This is a genomic window from Streptomyces coelicoflavus, from assembly GCF_003112555.1.
GTDB lineage: Bacteria > Actinomycetota > Actinomycetes > Streptomycetales > Streptomycetaceae > Streptomyces > Streptomyces coelicoflavus.
This window is the reverse complement of the sequence record NZ_BEWB01000021.1, coordinates 67734-86032: the sequence shown is the minus strand read 5'-3', so window position 1 is coordinate 86032 and position 18299 is coordinate 67734. Positions and strand designations below refer to the sequence as shown.

General features: G+C 72.0%; 17 protein-coding genes. 6 read left to right on the top strand and 11 right to left on the bottom strand.

Features of this window, described 5'->3' with window-relative positions; all coding sequences use genetic code 11:
• Positions 1-10: 10 nt before the first annotated feature.
• From Sco07f_RS37425 to Sco07f_RS37415, 3 genes are all read left to right on the top strand, one after another.
• Positions 11-424 (top strand): roadblock/LC7 domain-containing protein, encoded by a 414-nt coding sequence (locus tag Sco07f_RS37425; RefSeq protein ID WP_004983065.1) that lies wholly within the window; start codon positions 11-13, stop codon positions 422-424.
• Positions 425-518: 94 nt separating this feature from the next.
• Positions 519-1091, top strand: coding sequence for a DUF742 domain-containing protein (locus Sco07f_RS37420; RefSeq protein ID WP_007387725.1), 573 nt, complete (start codon positions 519-521; stop codon positions 1089-1091).
• Positions 1072-1653 carry a GTP-binding protein gene (locus Sco07f_RS37415; RefSeq protein WP_030216560.1) on the top strand — a complete coding sequence of 194 codons (582 nt, stop codon included), beginning with the start codon at positions 1072-1074 and terminating at the stop codon, positions 1651-1653. The genes Sco07f_RS37420 and Sco07f_RS37415 overlap by 20 nt, the downstream gene beginning before the upstream one ends.
• Positions 1654-1962: 309 nt before the next feature.
• On the opposite strand, the gene Sco07f_RS37410 is transcribed toward Sco07f_RS37415, so the two are convergent.
• The 3 genes from Sco07f_RS37410 to Sco07f_RS37400 all read right to left on the bottom strand — a co-directional run bounded on the left by Sco07f_RS37410 (position 1963) and on the right by Sco07f_RS37400 (position 6273).
• Positions 1963-2160 (bottom strand): acyl-CoA carboxylase epsilon subunit, encoded by a 198-nt coding sequence (locus tag Sco07f_RS37410; protein WP_007387733.1) that lies wholly within the window; start codon positions 2158-2160, stop codon positions 1963-1965.
• Between the two features lie 17 nt (positions 2161-2177).
• Entirely contained in the window at positions 2178-3761 is a 1584-nt protein-coding gene (locus tag Sco07f_RS37405; protein WP_007387732.1) for an acyl-CoA carboxylase subunit beta, read from the bottom strand.
• 154 nt (positions 3762-3915) lie between these two features.
• A complete protein-coding gene (locus tag Sco07f_RS37400) occupies positions 3916-6273 on the bottom strand; it encodes a polysaccharide lyase 8 family protein (RefSeq protein WP_108990533.1) in 2358 nt (785 codons plus the stop codon).
• A 149-nt stretch (positions 6274-6422) separates the two neighbouring features.
• Here Sco07f_RS37400 and Sco07f_RS37395 point away from each other — a divergent pair, with 149 nt between their 5' ends.
• Complete coding sequence (locus Sco07f_RS37395) at positions 6423-6980, top strand: YceI family protein (protein WP_007387724.1); 558 nt, start codon at positions 6423-6425, stop codon at positions 6978-6980.
• A gap of 13 nt (positions 6981-6993) precedes the next feature.
• On the opposite strand, the gene Sco07f_RS37390 is transcribed toward Sco07f_RS37395, so the two are convergent.
• Together Sco07f_RS37390 and Sco07f_RS37385 are read right to left on the bottom strand one after the other, a co-directional pair.
• Entirely contained in the window at positions 6994-7545 is a 552-nt protein-coding gene (locus tag Sco07f_RS37390; RefSeq protein ID WP_108990532.1) for a cysteine hydrolase family protein, read from the bottom strand.
• Between the two features lie 42 nt (positions 7546-7587).
• Positions 7588-8202, bottom strand: coding sequence for a TetR/AcrR family transcriptional regulator (locus Sco07f_RS37385; protein WP_439959710.1), 615 nt, complete (start codon positions 8200-8202; stop codon positions 7588-7590).
• A gap of 76 nt (positions 8203-8278) precedes the next feature.
• Here Sco07f_RS37385 and Sco07f_RS37380 point away from each other — a divergent pair, with 76 nt between their 5' ends.
• A complete protein-coding gene (locus Sco07f_RS37380) occupies positions 8279-9253 on the top strand; it encodes a DMT family transporter (protein WP_108990530.1) in 975 nt (324 codons plus the stop codon).
• Positions 9254-9270: 17 nt separating this feature from the next.
• Here Sco07f_RS37380 and Sco07f_RS37375 read toward each other — a convergent pair whose 3' ends face one another.
• From Sco07f_RS37375 to ureA, 6 genes are all read right to left on the bottom strand, one after another.
• Positions 9271-10632 (bottom strand): hypothetical protein, encoded by a 1362-nt coding sequence (locus Sco07f_RS37375; protein WP_054102010.1) that lies wholly within the window; start codon positions 10630-10632, stop codon positions 9271-9273.
• An 80-nt stretch (positions 10633-10712) separates the two neighbouring features.
• Positions 10713-12317, bottom strand: coding sequence for a citramalate synthase (gene cimA / locus Sco07f_RS37370; protein WP_054102011.1), 1605 nt, complete (start codon positions 12315-12317; stop codon positions 10713-10715).
• Between the two features lie 309 nt (positions 12318-12626).
• Entirely contained in the window at positions 12627-13229 is a 603-nt protein-coding gene (locus Sco07f_RS37365; protein WP_007444780.1) for a TetR/AcrR family transcriptional regulator, read from the bottom strand.
• Between the two features lie 17 nt (positions 13230-13246).
• Positions 13247-14266: an agmatine deiminase family protein gene (locus Sco07f_RS37360; protein ID WP_007444779.1), complete on the bottom strand. Its 1020-nt coding sequence runs from the start codon at positions 14264-14266 to the stop codon at positions 13247-13249.
• Between the two features lie 37 nt (positions 14267-14303).
• Entirely contained in the window at positions 14304-15986 is a 1683-nt protein-coding gene (locus tag Sco07f_RS37355; RefSeq protein WP_108990529.1) for an urease subunit alpha, read from the bottom strand.
• Positions 15983-16666, bottom strand: coding sequence for an urease subunit gamma (ureA, locus tag Sco07f_RS37350; RefSeq protein ID WP_054102013.1), 684 nt, complete (start codon positions 16664-16666; stop codon positions 15983-15985). The genes Sco07f_RS37355 and ureA overlap by 4 nt, the downstream gene beginning before the upstream one ends.
• A gap of 162 nt (positions 16667-16828) precedes the next feature.
• On the opposite strand from ureA, the gene Sco07f_RS37345 reads away from it, so the two are divergent.
• Positions 16829-18277 (top strand): cytosine permease, encoded by a 1449-nt coding sequence (locus Sco07f_RS37345; RefSeq protein ID WP_108990528.1) that lies wholly within the window; start codon positions 16829-16831, stop codon positions 18275-18277.
• The last annotated feature ends 22 nt before the right edge of the window (positions 18278-18299 follow it).

Sequence of the window (18299 nt, the reverse complement as noted above, 5' to 3'; positions counted from 1 at the left end):
TGTGAGCCCGATGAGCCAGGCGGCGCAGAACCTGAACTGGTTGATCACCAACTTCGTGGACAACACCCCGGGGGTGTCCCACACGGTGGTGGTCTCCGCCGACGGACTCCTTCTGGCGATGTCCGAAGGGTTCCCCCGCGACCGAGCCGATCAGCTCGCGGCCGTCGCCTCCGGCCTGACCTCGCTGACCGCGGGTGCCTCGCGCATCTTCGAGGGCGGCAGCGTGAACCAGACGGTTGTGGAGATGGAGCGCGGATTCCTCTTCATCATGTCCATCTCCGACGGCTCGTCCCTCGCGGTTCTCGCACACCCGGAGGCGGACATCGGTCTCATTGGGTACGAGATGGCCCTTCTGGTGGACCGTGCGGGCACGGTTCTGACCCCTGATCTGCGGGCGGAGCTCCAAGGGAGCCTTCTCAACTAAAGGACAGACGGTGCGTTTTGGCGTCCCGTGGCCGTAAAGTTTCGGGACGCGGCTCCACAGCGATGGGTGCCAGGCACAGTCGGAGGAGGAAAAAGTGGCAACACCCCCAGGCGGTCCGTCATCGGGCAACTGGTCGTACGGCCCTGGTCAGGGCCAGAACGACGGCTCGGCGAACGGGTACGGCTACCCCTCCGTGCCAGGCCACCGGCAGCCGTACGCGCCGCAGGGCCCCGGCCCTTCGCCGTACGACCAGCCGCAGGCTCCGCGCATCCAGCCCGTGCAGCCGCAGCGCCGCACCCCTGAGCCGGCGCCCGCCGGGGCGTCGAACAACCCCCTGGTGCGCCCGTACGCCATGACGGGCGGCCGCACCAGGCCCCGGTACCAGCTCGCCATCGAGGCGCTGGTGCACACCACCGCGCAGCCGCACCAGATGCAGGGCCAGCTGCCCGAGCATCAGCGGATCTGCAACCTCTGCCGGGAGATCAAGTCGGTGGCCGAGGTCTCGGCCCTCCTGACGATCCCTCTCGGCGTGGCCAGGATCCTCGTCGCCGACTTGGCGGAGGCGGGACTGGTCGCCATCCATCAGCCCGGCGGCGACGAGAGCGCCGGCGGCCAGCCAGACGTGACACTGCTCGAAAGGGTGCTCAGTGGACTTCGCAAGCTCTAGCGGCGGTCCTTCCCGCTCCACCACTTCCGCGAAGATCGTGGTGGCGGGCGGCTTCGGCGTGGGCAAGACCACGTTCGTCGGCGCTGTCTCGGAGATCAATCCGCTGCGCACCGAGGCCGTGATGACATCCGCTTCGGCGGGCATCGACGACCTCACCCACACGGGGGACAAGACGACCACGACGGTCGCCATGGACTTCGGCCGCATCACGCTCGACCAGGACCTGATCCTGTACCTGTTCGGCACGCCCGGCCAGGACCGGTTCTGGTTCATGTGGGACGACCTGGTGCGCGGCGCCATCGGCGCGATCGTCCTGGTCGACACGAGGCGTCTGGCCGACTGCTTCCCGGCCGTCGACTACTTCGAGAACAGCGGCCTGCCGTTCGTGATCGCGCTCAACGGCTTCGACGGTCAGCAGCCGTACCAGCCGGACGAGGTCCGCGAGGCCCTCCAGATCGGTCCCGACACGCCGATCATCACGACCGACGCGCGGCATCGGGCCGACGCGAAGTCGGCGCTCATCACTCTCGTGGAGCACGCGCTGATGGCGCGGTTGCGCTAGCACGCGGCTGAGCCCGCGGGCAGTCGTGCCACGCCCCCAGCCTGCGGGCAGTCGTGCCTCCCCCAGTGCCTCAAGGGCCTGGGAGGTGCCCCCAGGGCGGCACAGGTGGGCGCAGGCGGCACCTCGTCAGCGCCGGGTTGCGCGACGCCCCCTGCGGCCACCGGGCTGCGGGGGGCGGTTTCGTTGCCGGGTGCGGGTGTGTCGTGGCCGGTCGCGCAGTTCCCCGCGCCCCTGGGTGAGTTGCCCAGCCCCCTGTCATGCGTAGAGGCCCCTCTCCTTGGTGGAGAGAGGCCTCTACGTGAGCTGAGGTCAGCGCCAGCTGTGCGGGGCGCGGAAACCCGGCTCGCGTTCCAGGCGGCGCCAGCCCGCGCGGGCTCGGCCGCCGCCGTGGGCCGGGGCGATCTCGGCGGGGCGGGCGGCGGCACGGGCCAGGAGGAGCGCCGTGATGGCGGCGACCTCCTCGGGCTCGGCGTGGCCCTTCTCGACGCGGATGTCAGGAGTGGACATGGACGTGGCTCCTCGGGTCACTGCGGCGGGTTGCCGTGCTTGCGGGAGGGCAGGTCGGCGTGCTTGGTGTGGAGCATCGCCAGGGACTTGATCAGCACCTCGCGGGTCTCCGCGGGGTCGATGACGTCGTCGACCAGGCCGCGTTCGGCCGCGTAGTAGGGGTGCATCAGCTCGGACTTGTACTCCTTGACCATGCGCGCCCGCATGGCCTCGGGGTCCTCGGCGTCGGCGATCTGTCGGCGGAAGATGACGTTCGCGGCACCCTCCGCGCCCATGACGGCGATCTCGTTGGTCGGCCAGGCGTAGGTGAGGTCGGCGCCGATGGACTGGCTGTCCATGACGATGTAAGCACCCCCGTACGCCTTGCGCAGGATGAGCGAGATCCGGGGCACGGTCGCGTTGCAGTACGCGTAGAGGAGCTTGGCGCCGTGGCGGATGATGCCGCCGTGCTCCTGGTCCACACCCGGCAAGAACCCCGGTACGTCCAGAAGGGTGATGATCGGGATGTTGAAGGCGTCGCACATCTGCACGAAGCGCGCGGCCTTCTCCGACGCCTCGATGTCCAGGACGCCGGCCAGGGCCTGCGGCTGGTTGGCGACGATGCCGACGACCTGGCCGTCGAGGCGGGCCAGGGCGCAGATGATGTTGCGGGCCCAGCGCTCGTGGACCTCGAGGTACTCGCCGTCGTCGACCAGTTCCTCGATGACCTTGGTCATGTCGTAGGGACGGTTGCCGTCCGCCGGTACCAGGTCGAGGAGCATGTCCGAGCGGCGGTCCGCGGGGTCCGAGGACTCGGCGCGGGGCGGGTTCTCCCGGTTGTTCTGCGGGAGGAGGGAGAGGAGGTAGCGGACCTCGGCGAGGCAGGTCTCCTCGTCGTCGTAGGCGAAGTGGCTCACGCCGGAGGTCTCGGCGTGGACGTCGGCGCCGCCCAGGCCGTTCTGGGTGATCTCCTCGCCGGTGACGGCCTTGACGACGTCCGGGCCGGTGATGAACATCTGCGAGGTGTCGCGGACCATGAAGACGAAGTCGGTCAGGGCGGGGCTGTAGGCCGCGCCGCCCGCGCACGGGCCGAGCATCACGCTGATCTGCGGGATGACCCCGGACGCCCTCGTGTTGCGCTGGAAGATGCCGCCATAGCCGGCGAGCGCGGAGACGCCCTCCTGGATCCGGGCACCCGCGCCGTCGTTCAGCGAGACCAGCGGGGCACCGGCCGCGATGGCCATGTCCATGATCTTGTGGATCTTCGTCGCGTGCGCCTCGCCCAGCGCACCGCCGAAGATCCGGAAGTCGTGCGCGTAGACGAAGACCGTACGGCCCTCCACCGTCCCCCACCCGGTGATCACACCGTCGGTGTACGGCTTCTTCGCCTCCAGACCGAACCCGGTCGCCCGGTGCCGCCGCAACTGCTCGACCTCACGGAAGGAATCGGGGTCCAGAAGCAGCTCGATGCGCTCACGTGCCGTCAGCTTGCCCTTGGCGTGCTGCGCCGCCGTCGCCTTCTCGCTCGGCCCGGCCAGCGCCTGCGCACGGATCCCGTGCAACTCGGCCACTCGCCCGCGCGCGTCCGTCGGCTCACCCGGCGCCTCATCCAAAACGGTCATGTAGCGACTCTACGAAGCCGACCAAGGATTGCGAGCCGTCGACTCCGTACAGTCTCCGGCCCGTTTTCCTGGTAGCACTGAACAGAACCCCCACCCCATGCAGCCTTTTCGACTGCTCAGGGGGCCTCAGGCTTGTAGGGGTCACACAAAGCCGTCAGCTGAGAGTCACCTCACATTCATGGGTGGTACATACCACCCCTGGGGTGACGCGGAGGTGCAGTCGGCGGCCCGTCGCGAGAATCTCGACCGTCTCGTCGGCCCGCGGCACCGCGCTCACCGGGTGGTCCCAGATGATCTCCAAGGGCTGTCCGGTGCGCGGCGGTTCGCTCACGCAGAGCGTAGCCGAGCGCCCCCTGCGGCGGACCAGCACACTCGCCCCGGACGTCGCGGTGAGCGGGCCCGCGGTACCGGCCTGCCAGAAGTTGGCGGCCGTGACGCCGAGGGAGGGGACGGCCAGTGCCTGCCGCCGGGCGTCGTTGGCGAGGATCCTCAGCCAGCGGCGGTCGGCGGCCCGGCGGGCCACGGTGTCCCGCGAGGCACCCGGCAGTACGGCGTAGACGTAGTCGGCGTCGGCCGGGTCCGTGCCGTGGTCGAGCCAGAGGGTCTGCCAGCGCCGGGTGCGGCGCTCGGTCGTGCTGGTGGTGTTGATGTCGGACCAGGCGCCGGTGCGGTCCTCGCGCAGGGTCCGCAGGCCGCCCCCGGGCACGATCCAGCCGCCGTGGCCCTCCAGGTGGGCCCAGTCCCGGCCGCGTACGAGGGCCTGGGTGCCGCCCTCGCCCAGGTTGCGGTTGTCGACGACCGTCTCGACGGGGACGCCGTCGGCGCACGTGATGCCCGCCCCCAGGCAGACCACGGCGTCGTCGAGGAAGAACCAGGACTTGCGGGCCTCGAGGGTCGAGCCGAGCCCCTTGAGGTGCTGCCCCACGGCCGCGTACGTGCCGTCGGTCGTGCCGCCGACCCAGCGCACGTCGGGTTTGGGCTCGCCCCATTCGCCGCCCGCCCGGTCCGGCAGGCGCTTGGTGGAGACGGTGGTGCCGGGCAGCCGGTACCAGTCGACGGTGGGCCAGAACCAGTCTGTGTACTGATCGGACCGACCGGACCGATCGGACCGATCGGACCTGGTGCCGTTCCCCCACCAGGTGAGCATTCCCGCGCCGGTGTGCCAGCCGCGCGGGTTCTCGCCGTTGCCGCACTCGTAGTGGGCGATGCGGTCACTGGCCATGGCGAGGCCCGCGGTGAAGGCGGGGCGGCGGTGGACGGCGCGGTCCATCGCGGCGAAGAGGTGGTGGCCGGTGGGTTCGGGGGCGGTCTCGCCCGGGGCGTCGGCGATCGCGTGCAGCCGGGCCAGGTCGGCGACGGGGAACTCCGGCGCCGTGAGGACGGGGGTGACGGTGTCCCGTTCGATCCAGCCCTTGATCCGGGCGTACCAGCGCTCCCGCTCGGCGTCGCTCGCGCCGCCCGCGAGGACCGCCATGGCGGCGACGAGTTGCCGTCCGTGGAAGTGGTCGCCGCGCATGACGTGCAGGTCGTCGCTCTTGAGGTAACCCCGGCTGATGGCCCGGCCGTTGACGATGTCCATCACCAGGCCGTCGTGGATCAGGGGTGCGTAGGCGTGCTCGACGCTGTCGAGGACGATCTGCCTGGCCGGGTCCGTCACCGCCCACTCGGAGCCGGCGAGCAGGGTGAACAGCCGGCCCAGTCCGTCCAGCATGACCTGCCCGTACGTCCCCGAGTAGGCGACCCACGTGTGCTGGACGAAGGAGCCGTCGGCGTAGAGCCCGTCGCCCTCGGTGACGTACGGGAAGACCGGCGAGAGGGCGTCGCGGGCCAGGGCGATCTTGTCGGGGGCCCGGCCCAGGATGCCGCGCAGGGCGACGGAGCGGCACAGGTCGACGCGGTTGGCGCCGGTGGAGGTGCCGGAGTAGTCGCCGAGCATCGCGTCGGGGACGAAGTGGTCGACGGCGGCACACGCGGCGGCGACGCGGTCGGTGCCGAGGTGGTCGTGGAGGGCGGCCGTGATGTCCATCAGGAGGCGGGGGCTGCCGATCTGCCATTCCCACCAGTTGCCGTACCGGGTGGTGCCGGGGTGGTAGACGGTGGCCGTGAGGTGGTCGAGGCCCCGCAGGATGCCGGCGAGGAGTGCGGGGTCGCCGGTGGAGCCGGTGCCCTCCTGGACGTACGCCTCGGTCATCGTCCACAGGCGGCCGTAGGCGAAGGTGATGCCAGCGGGCGGGTCGAAGGGGTGGCCGGGCCACAGGGAGGTGGGGGTGGGGGCCATGGTGGCGCGGTGGTCGCGGGCGCGCCGGCCGGTCTCGGCGAGACGGGAGGCGTACGGCTCGGCGGCCGGGTCGTAGCCGGTGCCGAGGGCGATGTCGAGCCAGCGCCGGCGGAGGGCGTCGTAGGGGTCGGCCGCCGCCGACGCGGGGCGGGGAACGGACGTGAGGGCGGCGGCCGCGGCCGCCGCGAGCAGGACCGCGCGGCGGGTGGGGGCGGTGGGGCGCTGTGGGGTCATGCTCATGCCGTCTATCACGCGGGACGGCGGGAGGGGAACGGCGCCGCGACACGTATGGCGAAGCGGTTGATGACGCCATGGAATAGGTCTAGAGTCGAACCCGTTGGACTGGTTGAACATTCAACATCAAGGCTCCCCTGGAGGATCCCATGACCACGACCCCCGACCTCTCCACGCTGACCGGCGACTACACCGTCGACCCCGCCCACACGACGATCGGCTTCACGGCGCGCCACGCCATGGTCACCAACGTCAAGGGCAAGTTCCTGGACTTCACCGGCACGCTGCACCTGGACGGTGCCGAGCCGTCGCGCTCCACGGCGTCCCTCGACATCACCATGGACAGCATCGACACGGGCTCCCCCGACCGTGACGGCCACCTGAAGAGCTCGGACTTCTTCAACACGGGCGAGCACCCGACGATGACGTTCCGCTCCACCAAGGCGGAGTCCCTGGGCGGCGACGACTACCGCATCACCGGCGACCTGTCGATCCTCGGCACGACCAGGCCGATCAGCATCGACCTGGAGTTCAACGGCGCCGCCAAGGACCCGTTCGGCAACGAGCGCGTCGGTTTCGAGGGCAAGGCGGAGATCAAGCGCTCGGAGTGGGGCCTCACCTGGAACGCGGCCCTGGAGACGGGCGGCGTACTGGTGTCCGACAAGATCAAGCTGAACTTCGACATCTCGGCGATCCGGCAGGCCTGACGCCCCGCGCCCCCTAGGAGGCGGCGAAGTCCACGTCGGCGGCGGCCCGGACCCGGATACGGCGGCCGGGCCAGCCCATGATCCGGTAGACCGTGTTGCAGTGGGCGATCGAGTGGTCCGCCGGCACGAGGCCGTCGGTCTCCACCCCGGTCCGCACCGACGTGGTGTGCCCGTCGGCGACGACGACCAGGTCGTAGCCCCGGCTCAGCGCCTGCCGTGCCGTGGTGTCCACGCAGACCTCCGTGGCGAACCCGGTCACGATCACCTCGGTGACGCCCAGCGCCCTCAGCATCTCGTCCAGGCCGGTGCCCAGGAAGCTGTCCGGGGTCGTCTTGTCGACGACCGGTTCGCCTTCCCGAGGGGCCAGCTCGGGCACGACCCGCCAGCCCTCGGTCCCGGGCACCATGCCCGCGTCCTGCTGCCGCACGGTCACCACGGGGACCCCGGCCGCCCGGGCCCGCTCGCTCAGGCCGGCGATCGCGGCGACCGTCTCGGCGGCCCGGTGGGCCAGGGCGACCGTGGTGTTCTGCATGTCGATCACGAGGAGCGCGGCGGTGGGCGGCATGCGATCACCGTAGCGCGGCGGCTCGCCCGGGCGCCGCCCGTTTCACGTGTCCAACAACTCCCGCGCCTGGTCGAGGGCGGCACCGAAGGGGTCGGGGAGGACGCCGACCCCGTGGGAGACCAGTGCCCCCTCGTGCAGCAGCATGAGCGTCCGCGCCAGCCGGTCGGCACCGGCCGCGTCGACGTCGCGGGCCAGGGCGGTGAACAGGTCGAGCATCCACCGCTTCTGCCCGGTGATGACCGGGTACGCCGGATGGTCCGGATCACTGACCTCCGCGTGTGCGTTGATCATGCTGCACCCCTTGGCCCCGTACCGCGCCGACCACGCGCGCGACGCCTCGAAGACGGCCACCACGCGGGCGGCGGCCCCCTCCCCGGCCGCCTCCAGCCGCCCCGCGAGCAGTTCCCTCCAGCGCTCGTCGCGTCCGGCCAGGTACTCGACGACGATCTGCTCCTTCGAACCGAAGCGGTCGTACAGCGTCTTCTTGGTCACCCCGGCCTCGGCGGCGATGGTGTCCACGCCGACGGCGTGGATGCCGTGCTCGTAGAACAGCCGCTCGGCGGCCTCCAGCACCCGGCGCGCGCCGGGCGTCATCCGTACGCGGCGCGGTTTCTCGTCCGGACCCATGACCTCTACCCCCACGACCTCTGCACCCATGACGACCAGTATACCGGTCTGTATAGTGGGCACCCATGACGAGTAAACCGATCTGTCTACTCTGAATGGGGTCGACGTGAACGTCCTGCTCTCGGCCGCCTTCGTCCTGTGCTGGAGCTCCGGCTTCATCGGTGCCAAGCTCGGTGCCGAGACCGCGGCCGCACCCACCCTCCTGATGTGGCGCTTCCTGCCGCTCGCCGTGGCCCTGGCCGTCGCGGCCGCGGTTTCCCGGGCCGCCTGGCGGGGCCTGACACCGCGGGGCGCCGGCCGGCAGATCGCCATCGGCGCGCTGTCGCAGAGCGGCTACCTGCTCAGCGTCTACTACGCCATCGAGCTCGGCGTCTCCAGCGGCACCACCGCCCTGATCGACGGCGTCCAGCCACTCGTCGCCGGCGCGCTCGCCGGTCCCCTGCTGCGCCAGTACGTCTCGCGCGGGCAGTGGCTCGGACTGTGGCTCGGGCTGTCGGGCGTGGCCACCGTGACCGTCGCCGACGCCGCGGCGGCGGGCGCGGAGGTGGCCTGGTGGGCGTACCTCGTCCCGTTCCTCGGCATGCTGTCGCTGGTGGCGGCGACGTTCCTGGAGGGCCGCACACGGGTACCGGTCGCGCCCCGGGTCGCCCTGACGATCCACTGCGCGACCAGCGCCGTCCTCTTCTCCGGACTGGCGCTGGCCCTCGGGGCGGCGACACCGCCGGCCGGATCCCCGTTCTGGCTGGCGACCGCCTGGCTCGTGGTCCTGCCGACCTTCGGTGGCTACGGCCTGTACTGGCTGATCCTGCGGCGGTCCGGCATCACGGAGGTCAACACCCTCATGTTCCTCATGGCCCCGGTCACGGCCGTGTGGGGTGCCCTCATGTTCGGTGAGCCGTTCGGCGTCCAGACCGCCCTCGGCCTGGCGGTCGGCCTCGCGGCCGTGGTCGTCGTCCGGCGCGGGGGCGTCGCGCGGCGAAGGCGGGTGCCCGTGCGCTCCGGCGCGGACGGCCCGGCGGTCGGGAGGCCGACGGCGGACGGTCAGACGGCGATGGACGGGCGGACGGCGGCCGGGCGCTGACACCCGCCGCGCGCGCCTCAGAAGCCGCCGCCGAAGTCCCCGCCGCCCCCGAAGTCGCCGCCCCCGCCGAAGTCGCCGCCGCCGAAGCCGCCCCCGAAGTCGCCGGGATCGAAGTCGCCGCCCGAGACGTCGCCGCCCTCGTAGCCGCCGAAGTCGCCGTATCCGGTGCCGTAGCCGGCTCCGTAGGCGGGGCCGGCCATCATGCCGCCCAGCATGGTGCCGACCAGCAGGCCGGGCAGGATGCCGCCGCCGAAGTAGCCGCCCGCCCAGGGGCCGTAGGCCGGGCCCGCGTCCCAGTAGGGGCGGCGGCCGTACTCGGTGTCCACCTCGCGGATCATCGGGTCCCGTCCGTCGGACAACCGGGCCTGGTCGGCGGCGCAGACCGGGACCCGGCGGGTCGTGCCGCCCGGCGGGGTCCAGGTGGCGTCGGCGACCGACGGGCCGTGCCGCGGGTCGAAGAAGCAGGGCGGACGGCGTTCGGGCAGCGGCCTGCCCTCGCGGCGGGCGGCGAGCTGCGCGAGCGAGAAGCGGCCGTCCTCCACCGCCTGGGTGACGGCCCGCACGTCCTCCGGTTTGCGGGCGTCCGCCATGTACGCCTTCGCCTGCTCGTAGGCGTCGAGCGCGCGTTCGTAGTCCGCCCGCATGGCGTCGTCGGCGCCCGGTTCCGCCGGGTGGAAGTCCAGCCGGTCCAGTTCCTCGCCGAACGCCGTGATGTCCTCGTCGACCACCACCCGCAGCCGCTCCAGCGACTCCCGCTGCTCCGCCTCGCGGCGGTGGCGGTTGCGCCGGGACAGCGCGTAGACGCCCGCGCCGCCGATCACCACCACCGCGCCCGCGGTGATCAGGGCGCCCGTGGGGGCGGAGCCGCCGCCGGAGTCCCAGGAGGAGGGGGCGGAGCCGCGCACGCTGCGCAGCGCGTCGTCGACGAAGTCGTTCAGCTGGGCCTTGGGATCGCCCGCGCCCTGGACGGCGGTGACCAGGTTGTGCACGCCCTGGCGGCTCAGCACGCTGCTGTCGGCGCGGGCGTCGAAGCGGTCGCCGAGCCGGACGCCGTACAGACCGGTGATGCCGGTCTCGGTGCGGAGGTTCTGGAAGAGGTTCCCGGTCGGGTAGCCGGCCGGGAGCACCGCGACGAAGACCGGTTCGCCCGCGTCCTCGATCTTGTCGGCGAGCGCGTCCGCGTCCGACGCGGGCAGCAGGTCGGACGCGGCCGGGTCCACGTACACGGGGCTCTCGCGCAGGGCCGCGCCGATCTCGGAGACGTCGGTCTGCGTCTGGGCGCCGGACGTACCGGGCGCGCCGGCCAGCAGCACCGCCAGCGCGGCCACGACCGGCGCGACCAGGAGGCGTATGAGGAGTTGCACACGGACGCCACTCATACGGTCGGCGTACCCGAATGCGCCTCAATCAGACATAAAGGGCACCGGTATCGGCGGTGTCGGCGGTATCGGTGCCCCGCTCACTCGGCGGGTGCGACCCCCGCCCGCAGCAGCCCGTACGTGTAGGCGTCCTCCAGGGCCTGCCACGAGGCGGCGATGACGTTCTCCGCGACGCCCACCGTGGCCCACTCCCCCGTGCCGTCGGACGTGGAGATGAGGACCCTGGTGGTGGACTGGGTGCCGTGCACGCCCTCCAGGATGCGGACCTTGTAGTCGACCAGGTCGAGCTTGGCCAGCTCGGGGTAGATCTTCTCCAGGGCGACGCGCAGGGACCGGTCCAGGGCGTTGACCGGGCCGTTGCCCTCGGCGGTGGCGACGATGCGCTCGCCCTTGGCCCAGAGCTTGACCGTGGCCTCGTTGGCGTGGCTGCCGTCGGGGCGGTCCTCGGTGATCGCGCGCCAGGACTCGACCTCGAAGTACTTCAGCGGCCTGCGCTCGACCTCGGCGCGCAGGAGCAGCTCGAAGCTCGCGTCGGCGGCCTCGTACGTGTAGCCCGCCAGCTCGCGCTCCTTGACCCGCTCCACGACCCGGCCGACCAGCTCGCGGTCGCCGCCGAGGTCGATGCCGAGCTCCTTGCCCTTCAGCTCGATGGAGGCGCGGCCGGCCATGTCGGAGACCAGCATCCGCATGGTGTTGCCGACCAGCTCGGGGTCGATGTGCTGGTAGAGGTCCGGGTCGACCTTGATCGCGGACGCGTGCAGGCCGGCCTTGTGGGCGAAGGCGGAGACGCCCACGTAGGGCTGGTGGGTGGAGGGCGTGAGGTTGACGACCTCGGCGATGGCGTGGGAGATGCGGGTCGTCTCGCGCAGCCGGCCCTCGGGCAGCACCTTCTTGCCGTACTTCAGCTCCAGCGCGGCGACGACCGGGAACAGGTTGGCGTTGCCGACGCGCTCGCCGTAGCCGTTGGCGGTGCACTGGACGTGGGTCGCGCCCGCGTCGACGGCGGCGAGGGTGTTGGCGACGGCGCAGCCGGTGTCGTCCTGGGCGTGGATGCCGAGCCGGGCGCCGGTGTCGGCGAGCACCGTGGCGACGACGGCCTGGATCTGCGCGGGGAGCATGCCGCCGTTGGTGTCGCACAGGACGACGACGTCGGCGCCGGCCTCGGAGGCGGTGCGTACGACGGACTTCGCGTACTCGGGGTTGGCGCGGTAGCCGTCGAAGAAGTGCTCGCAGTCGACGAAGACCCGGCGGCCCTGCGCCTTGAGGTGGGAGACCGTGTCGGCGACCATCGCCAGGTTCTCGTCCAGCGTGGTGCGCAGAGCCAGTTCGACGTGCCGGTCGTGCGACTTGGCGACCAGCGTGATCACCTCGGCGCCGGACTCCAGCAGCGCCCTGACCTGGTGGTCCTCGGCGGCGGTGGCGCCCGCGCGGCGGGTGGAGCCGAAGGCGACCAGCTGGGCGTGCTTGAAGTCGATCTCCTGCCGGGCGCGGGCGAAGAACTCGGTGTCCCGCGGGTTGGCGCCGGGCCAGCCGCCCTCGATGAAGCCCACACCGAAGTCGTCCAGGTGCCGTGCGATGGCCAGCTTGTCCGCGACCGTGAGGTTGATGCCCTCGCGCTGCGCGCCGTCGCGCAGGGTGGTGTCGAAGACGTGGAACGAATCGTCGAGTTCGCTGGTTGCGGTCATGATCTGAAGGCTCCTGTTGGGGATCTCGGTCTACCGGAATGACCGGTTCCACCGTCCGTCTATGATCCCTCGCGCTCTCTTCCCGGCTCGGGTGGGGCCAGGAAAGCGAAAAACCTCTCGCGGGTGCGAGAGGTCTGCGCGCGGGTCGAGGACGACGGTGTCCACCCGTACCTGGTCGTACGTGGTGGTCACTGCGGACCGGCGCGCCTGCTGCCAATAATCATGGCGAACGAGAGCACGTGGGCAGTCTGGCACATTCCGTCCCCCTGTCCACCGCCTGTCTCAGAATGCGAGCGACGGTCGTCCGGATCAGGACCGCGCGAGGAGTCCGTCGGCGAGGAACTCCCGCGCGTGGTCGAGCACCTGCTCCCGGTCCGTGCCCCGCAGGCCGATCGCCACGTGGATCGCGAAGCCGTCCAGGAGGGCCCGCAGCCGGGAGGCGAAGCGGTCGGGGTCGACGGGGCGGAACTCACCGCGGGAGATGCCCTCGGCGAGCAGCGCGACCAGGTCGCGGTGCCAGGCGCCCTCGATGGCGGCCTGCCGGTCGCGGGCCTCCGCGGGGGCGTTCTGCGAGCGGTTCCACACCTCCAGCCACAGCGTCCAGTGCGGGTCGCGGTGGCCGTCGGGGACGTACAGGTCGACGTAGGCGCCGAGGCGTTCGCGGGCGGTGCCGGGCCGGGTGAGCAGCCGGCCGCGCTCGGCGCCGAGGCGGCCCTCGCTCCACTCCAGGGTGCGCAGCAGCAGTTCGTCCTTGGAGCCGAAGTAGTACAGGAGGTGGCCGCTGCTCATGCCGACCTCGCGGCCGAGCGCCGCCATGGTGAGCTTCTCCAGGCCGCGCTCGGCGATCATCTCCATGGCGGCGGCGAGGACGTCCTCGCGGGGCGGGGCCTGCCTGCGCCCACCACCGGCCATGTGCACTCCCGGGTCCTCTAGATCTTCGGCTGCTGCTGCGTGATGCAGTGGATGCCCCCGCCACCCGCGAAGATCGTACGCGCGTCCACCAGGGTCACCGTGCGGCCCGGGTGGAGGCGGCGGAAGATGCCCGCCGCGATCTCGTCGTGGGGGTCGCCGAAGGCGCACAGGACGACGCCGCCGTTGCACACGTAGTGGTTGATGTACGAGTAGTCGACCCAGTCGCCCTCCTCGTTCCTCAGCACCGTCGGGGCGGGAACCTCGACCACCTCCAGGCGGCGGCCCTTGGCGTCGGTTCGGCCGCGCAGGATGTCCAGGTAGAGCTGTGAGCGCTCGTGGTCGGGGTGCCGGGGGTCTCGCTGGCTGTGCACGACGACGGTGCCGGGCCGCGCGAAGGCGGCGACGATGTCGACGTGGCCCTGGGTGCCGTACCTGCCGTAGTCGCCGGCCAGGCCGTGCGGGAGCCAGATCGCCTTGCTGGTGCCGAGCTTGGCGTGGATCTCCGCCTCGACCTGCGCGCGGGTCCAGCCGGGATTGCGGCCGGAGCCGAGCTGGACGGTGTCGGTCAGCAGGACGGTGCCCTCGCCGTCGACGTGGATCGCGCCGCCCTCGTTGACCAGCGGGCTGCTCAGGGCGGGAACACCGGCGAGGTCCGCGACGTGGCGGGCGATCTTGGAGTCGTGCTCCCAGCGGGCCCACTCCTGGGCGCCCCAGCCGTTGAACACCCAGTCCACGGCGGCGAGCCCGCCCTGCCCGTCCGTCACGAAGGTCGGGCCGATGTCCCGCATCCAGGCGTCGTCCAGCTCCCGCTCCACCAGGTCGACGTCCGGGCCCAGCAGCTCGCGCGCGGTGTCGCCCTGACCGGGTCCGTGCACCATCGTCACCGGCTCGAAGCGGCGCACCGCGCGGGCCACGGACGCCCAGGCCGCACGGGCCCCGGCCAGTTCCGCGGGGTCGGTGAACGTCGGGTTGGGGCCGGGCCAGGCCATCCAGGTGCGTTCGTGCGGGGCCCACTCGGGCGGCATGCGGAAGGTCATCGAGGTGTCCCAGGTCGGAGAGTGGTCGAGAGAGTGGTCAGAGGAAGTAGAGGCGGTTGAGGGAGACCGACTCGGCGGGTCCGGAGCGCAGCGGGTCGCCGTCGAGGGTGACCAGGCCGGTGCGCTGGTCGACGTCGACCGCGCCGGTGCGGGAGTTCAGCCGCAGGTCGGCCGGCCCGATGCCGCGGGTGCCGCGCACGGCGACCCGGCGGCGGCGGGTCGGCATGGTGTCGCCGCCCTGGTCGAGGGCGGCCTGCGCGACGAAGGCCACCGATATCTCGGCGGGCGTGGCGCCGTGCGCGCCGAACTGGGGCCCGAGGACGAGGGGTTCGCAGGTGTCGGTGGCCGCGTTCGGGTCGCCGACCACGCCGTACGCCGGGAAGCCCGACTTGAGGACCAGCTGCGGCTTGGCGCCGAAGTGGTCCGGGCGCCACAGCACGATGTCGGCCAGCTTGCCCACCTCGATCGAGCCGACCTCGTGGGACAGGCCGTGGGCGATGGCGGGGTTGACGGTCAGCTTGGCCATGTAGCGCAGGACGCGCTCGTTGTCGTCGTCCCCCTCGGCGCCGAACTGGGCCTTCATCTTCCCGGCCATGGCGAAGGTGCGGCGGACGGTCTCGCCGGCCCGGCCCATGCCCTGCGCGTCGGAGGAGGTGATGCCGATGGCGCCCAGGTCGTGCAGCACGTCCTCGGCGCCCATGGTCCCGGCGCGGATGCGGTCGCGGGCCATGGCGGCGTCGCCCGGCAGCTCGGTCTTGAGGTCGTGGACGGAGACGATCATGCCGTAGTGCTCGGCGACCGCGTCCCGGCCGAAGGGCAGGGTGGGGTTGGTGGAGGACCCGATGACGTTGGGGACACCGGCCATCTTCAGCACGTTGGGGACGTGTCCCCCGCCGCAGCCCTCGATGTGGAAGGCGTGGATGGTGCGGCCCTCCAGGACCCGCAGGGTGTCCTCGACGGAGAGGCATTCGTTGAGGCCGTCGCTGTGCAGGGCGACCTGGACGTCGTGCTCCTCGGCGACGCGCAGCGCGGTGTCGAGGGCGCGGGTGTGGGCGCCCATGTCCTCGTGCACCTTGAAGCCGCTCGCGCCGCCCTCGGCCAGCGCCTCGATCAGCGGCGCGTCGTGGGACGAGGAACCCCGGCCCAGGAAGCCGATGTTGACGGGCCAGGCGTCGAACGCACCGAAGGCGTGCTTCAGCGCCCAGGGCGAGTTGACGCCGACGCCCCAGACGGGGCCGAACTCCTGCCCGATGACCGTCGTCACGCCGGAGGCGAGCGAGGCCTCCATGATGCGCGGGGAGAGCAGGTGGACGTGGGTGTCCACGGCCCCGGCGGTGGCGATGAGCCCCTCGCCGGACACGATCGAGGTGCCCGTGCCGACGACCACGTCGACACCGTCGAGGGTGTCGGGGTTGCCGGCCCGGCCGATGGCGTGGATGCGCCCCTCGCGGATGCCGATGGACACCTTCCGGATGCCCTGCACCGCGTCGATCACGACCACGTTGCTGATCACGACGTCGCAGGTCTCGCGGACGGCGGCGGCCCTGAGGTGCAGTCCGTCGCGGGCGGTCTTGCCGAAGCCGGCGAGGAACTCGTCGCCGTGGCGCTGCGCGTCGGACTCGACGCGGATCACCAGCCCCGAGTCGCCGAGGCGCAGCCGGTCCCCGGCGCGGGGGCCGTGGGTTGCGGCGTAGGCATACGGGTCGATGTCGGTGCTCATCGGTCTGCTCCCAGATATCCGCAGGCGGCGGCCCGGCGCAGGGCCTCTTCCCTGGCTCCCGGCGCGTCCAGCGGGCCGTCGACGAGACCGGCGAAGCCGATGGCCACGCGCGCACCGCCGATCGGCACGAGCCCCACCTCGACGCGTTCGCCGGGGCCGAAGCGGACCGAGGACCCGGCGGGGACGGCCAGGCGCATGCCGTAGGCCCGCTCGCGGTCGAAGTCCAGGCGCGGGTTGGCCTCGAAGAAGTGGAAGTGGGAGGTCACGGAGACCGGCACGGTCGCGGTGTTGGCGACCGGGAGACGCAGCGCGGCCTCGGGTTCGGCGTGTCCGGGCCCCGGCAGCAGGGCGCCGGGGGCCTCGGCGCCGAGTCCGCCGCCCCCGACGGGGTCGGAGACGACCGCGAGGCGGGAGCCGTCGTCGAAGACGGCCTCGACGTGCACCTCGGTGACCACGTCCGCGACGCCCGGCAGGACGTCGTCCGGTCCGAGTACGGACCGGGCGCGCTCGACGGCCTCGGCGAGCCGCGCGCCGTCGCGGGCCGCCTCGCACACGGTGTCCGCGATCAGCGCGGTCGCCTCCGGCACGTTCAGCCTGAGCCCGCGGGCGCGGCGGGCGCGGGCCAGCTCGGCCGCCCCGAAGAGCAGCAGCCGGTCACGTTCCGTGGGCGTCAGTCTCACGACGCGGCACCTCCTTGCCTTCCCAAGATTAGAGCACCACTCTAAACGCGAGCATCACACTAAACGCGGAATACATGCAACGGAACCGTTGACGAGCAGCCGGGGCAACCGTCACATTGAACGTCGCTCTAAACCTCAGGCGGCCGTCGAAGGAGACCAGCCATGCCGATAGAACAGCGCGGAGTCGACACCATCCCCGAAGCGGAACGCACCAGCGGGCCCCGGGACCTGGTCTCGATCCTGCTGGGGTCCAACCTCTGCCTGGGCGTGATCGTCTTCGGCTGGCTGCCGCCGTCCTTCGGCCTCGGCTGGTGGGCGTCGGTGAGTTCGGTGGTCGCGGGGACCGTCGTCGGCACGGTCTTCACGGCACCGCTGGCCCTGATCTCCCTGCGCACCGGGACCAACCTGTCGACGTCCTCGGGCGCCCAGTTCGGTGTGCGCGGACGGCTGGTCGGCTCGGTGGTCGGCCTGCTCCTCGCCCTCGGCTACACCGCGCTGACCGTGTGGATCGGCGGGGACGTGATGGCGGGCGTGCTGGGCCGGCTCTTCGGCCTGCCGCAGGGCGGTGCGACCTACGCCGTCGTCTACGGCCTGCTCGCCGCCGCGACCGTCGCGGGCGCCGTCTACGGCTACCGGGTGCTGCTCGCGATGTCCAAGGTGCTGGCCTACGGCATGACGGCTCTGCTGGTCCTCGGCGTGATCGCCTACGCCCCCGACTTCACCACCGCCGCGCTGCCGGAGGCGGGCGGACACCTGCTGGGCGGGTTCTGGCCGACGTGGCTGCTGGCCGCCGTCGCCGCGGGACTGTCCGGGCCGATCGCCTTCATCACACTGCTCGGCGACTACACCCGCTACATCTCCCCGGCCCGCTTCTCCTCCCGCCGGGTGCTGCACGCGACCTGGCTGGGGCTGACGCTGGGCCTGCTGGTCCCGCAGCTCTTCGGCACCTTCACGGCGTACGCCGCCCGGGCCGCACTGGACTACGCGGGCCCGCTGGTCGACGCCGCCCCCGACTGGTACCTGGTCCCGCTGCTGCTGGCCGCCTCGGCCGGCTCGGTCGGCAACGCGGGCCTGATGCTGTACTCGATGGGCCTGGACCTGGACGCGATCCTGCCGCGCGCCTCCCGCGCCCGCGCCACCTGCGCCGTCGCCGTCGTCGCCACGGCCTGTGTGTTCGCCGGGCACTACGCCTGGGAGGCGCAGTCGGCGATGACGTCCTTCGTGCTGCTGCTGACGGCGATCGGCACCCCGTGGGCGGTCGTCACGATGATCGGCTCGGTCCGCTGCCGGGGGGTGTACGACGCGGACGCCCTCCAGGTCTTCAACCGCCGGGCTCGGGGCGGGATCTACTGGTACCGCTCCGGCTGGAACGTCCCCGCGACGTTCGCCTGGGCGGTGGGCGCGGTGGTCGGCGTCCTCGCGGTGTCCCTGCCGTCGTACGAGGGTCCGCTGCTGTCCCTCACCGGCGGGGTGGACTGCAGCTTCCTGCTGTCGGGGCTGGTGGGCGGGGTGGTGTACGTGCTGTGCACGCCGGGGGCCGCTGTGGCGCCGGCGCCCGAGGAGGGGCTGCTCGCCTCTTGTCCGACCGAGTCCGGTGGCGGGCGGGCATAGGCCGGGGGTCCGGGGGCGGAGC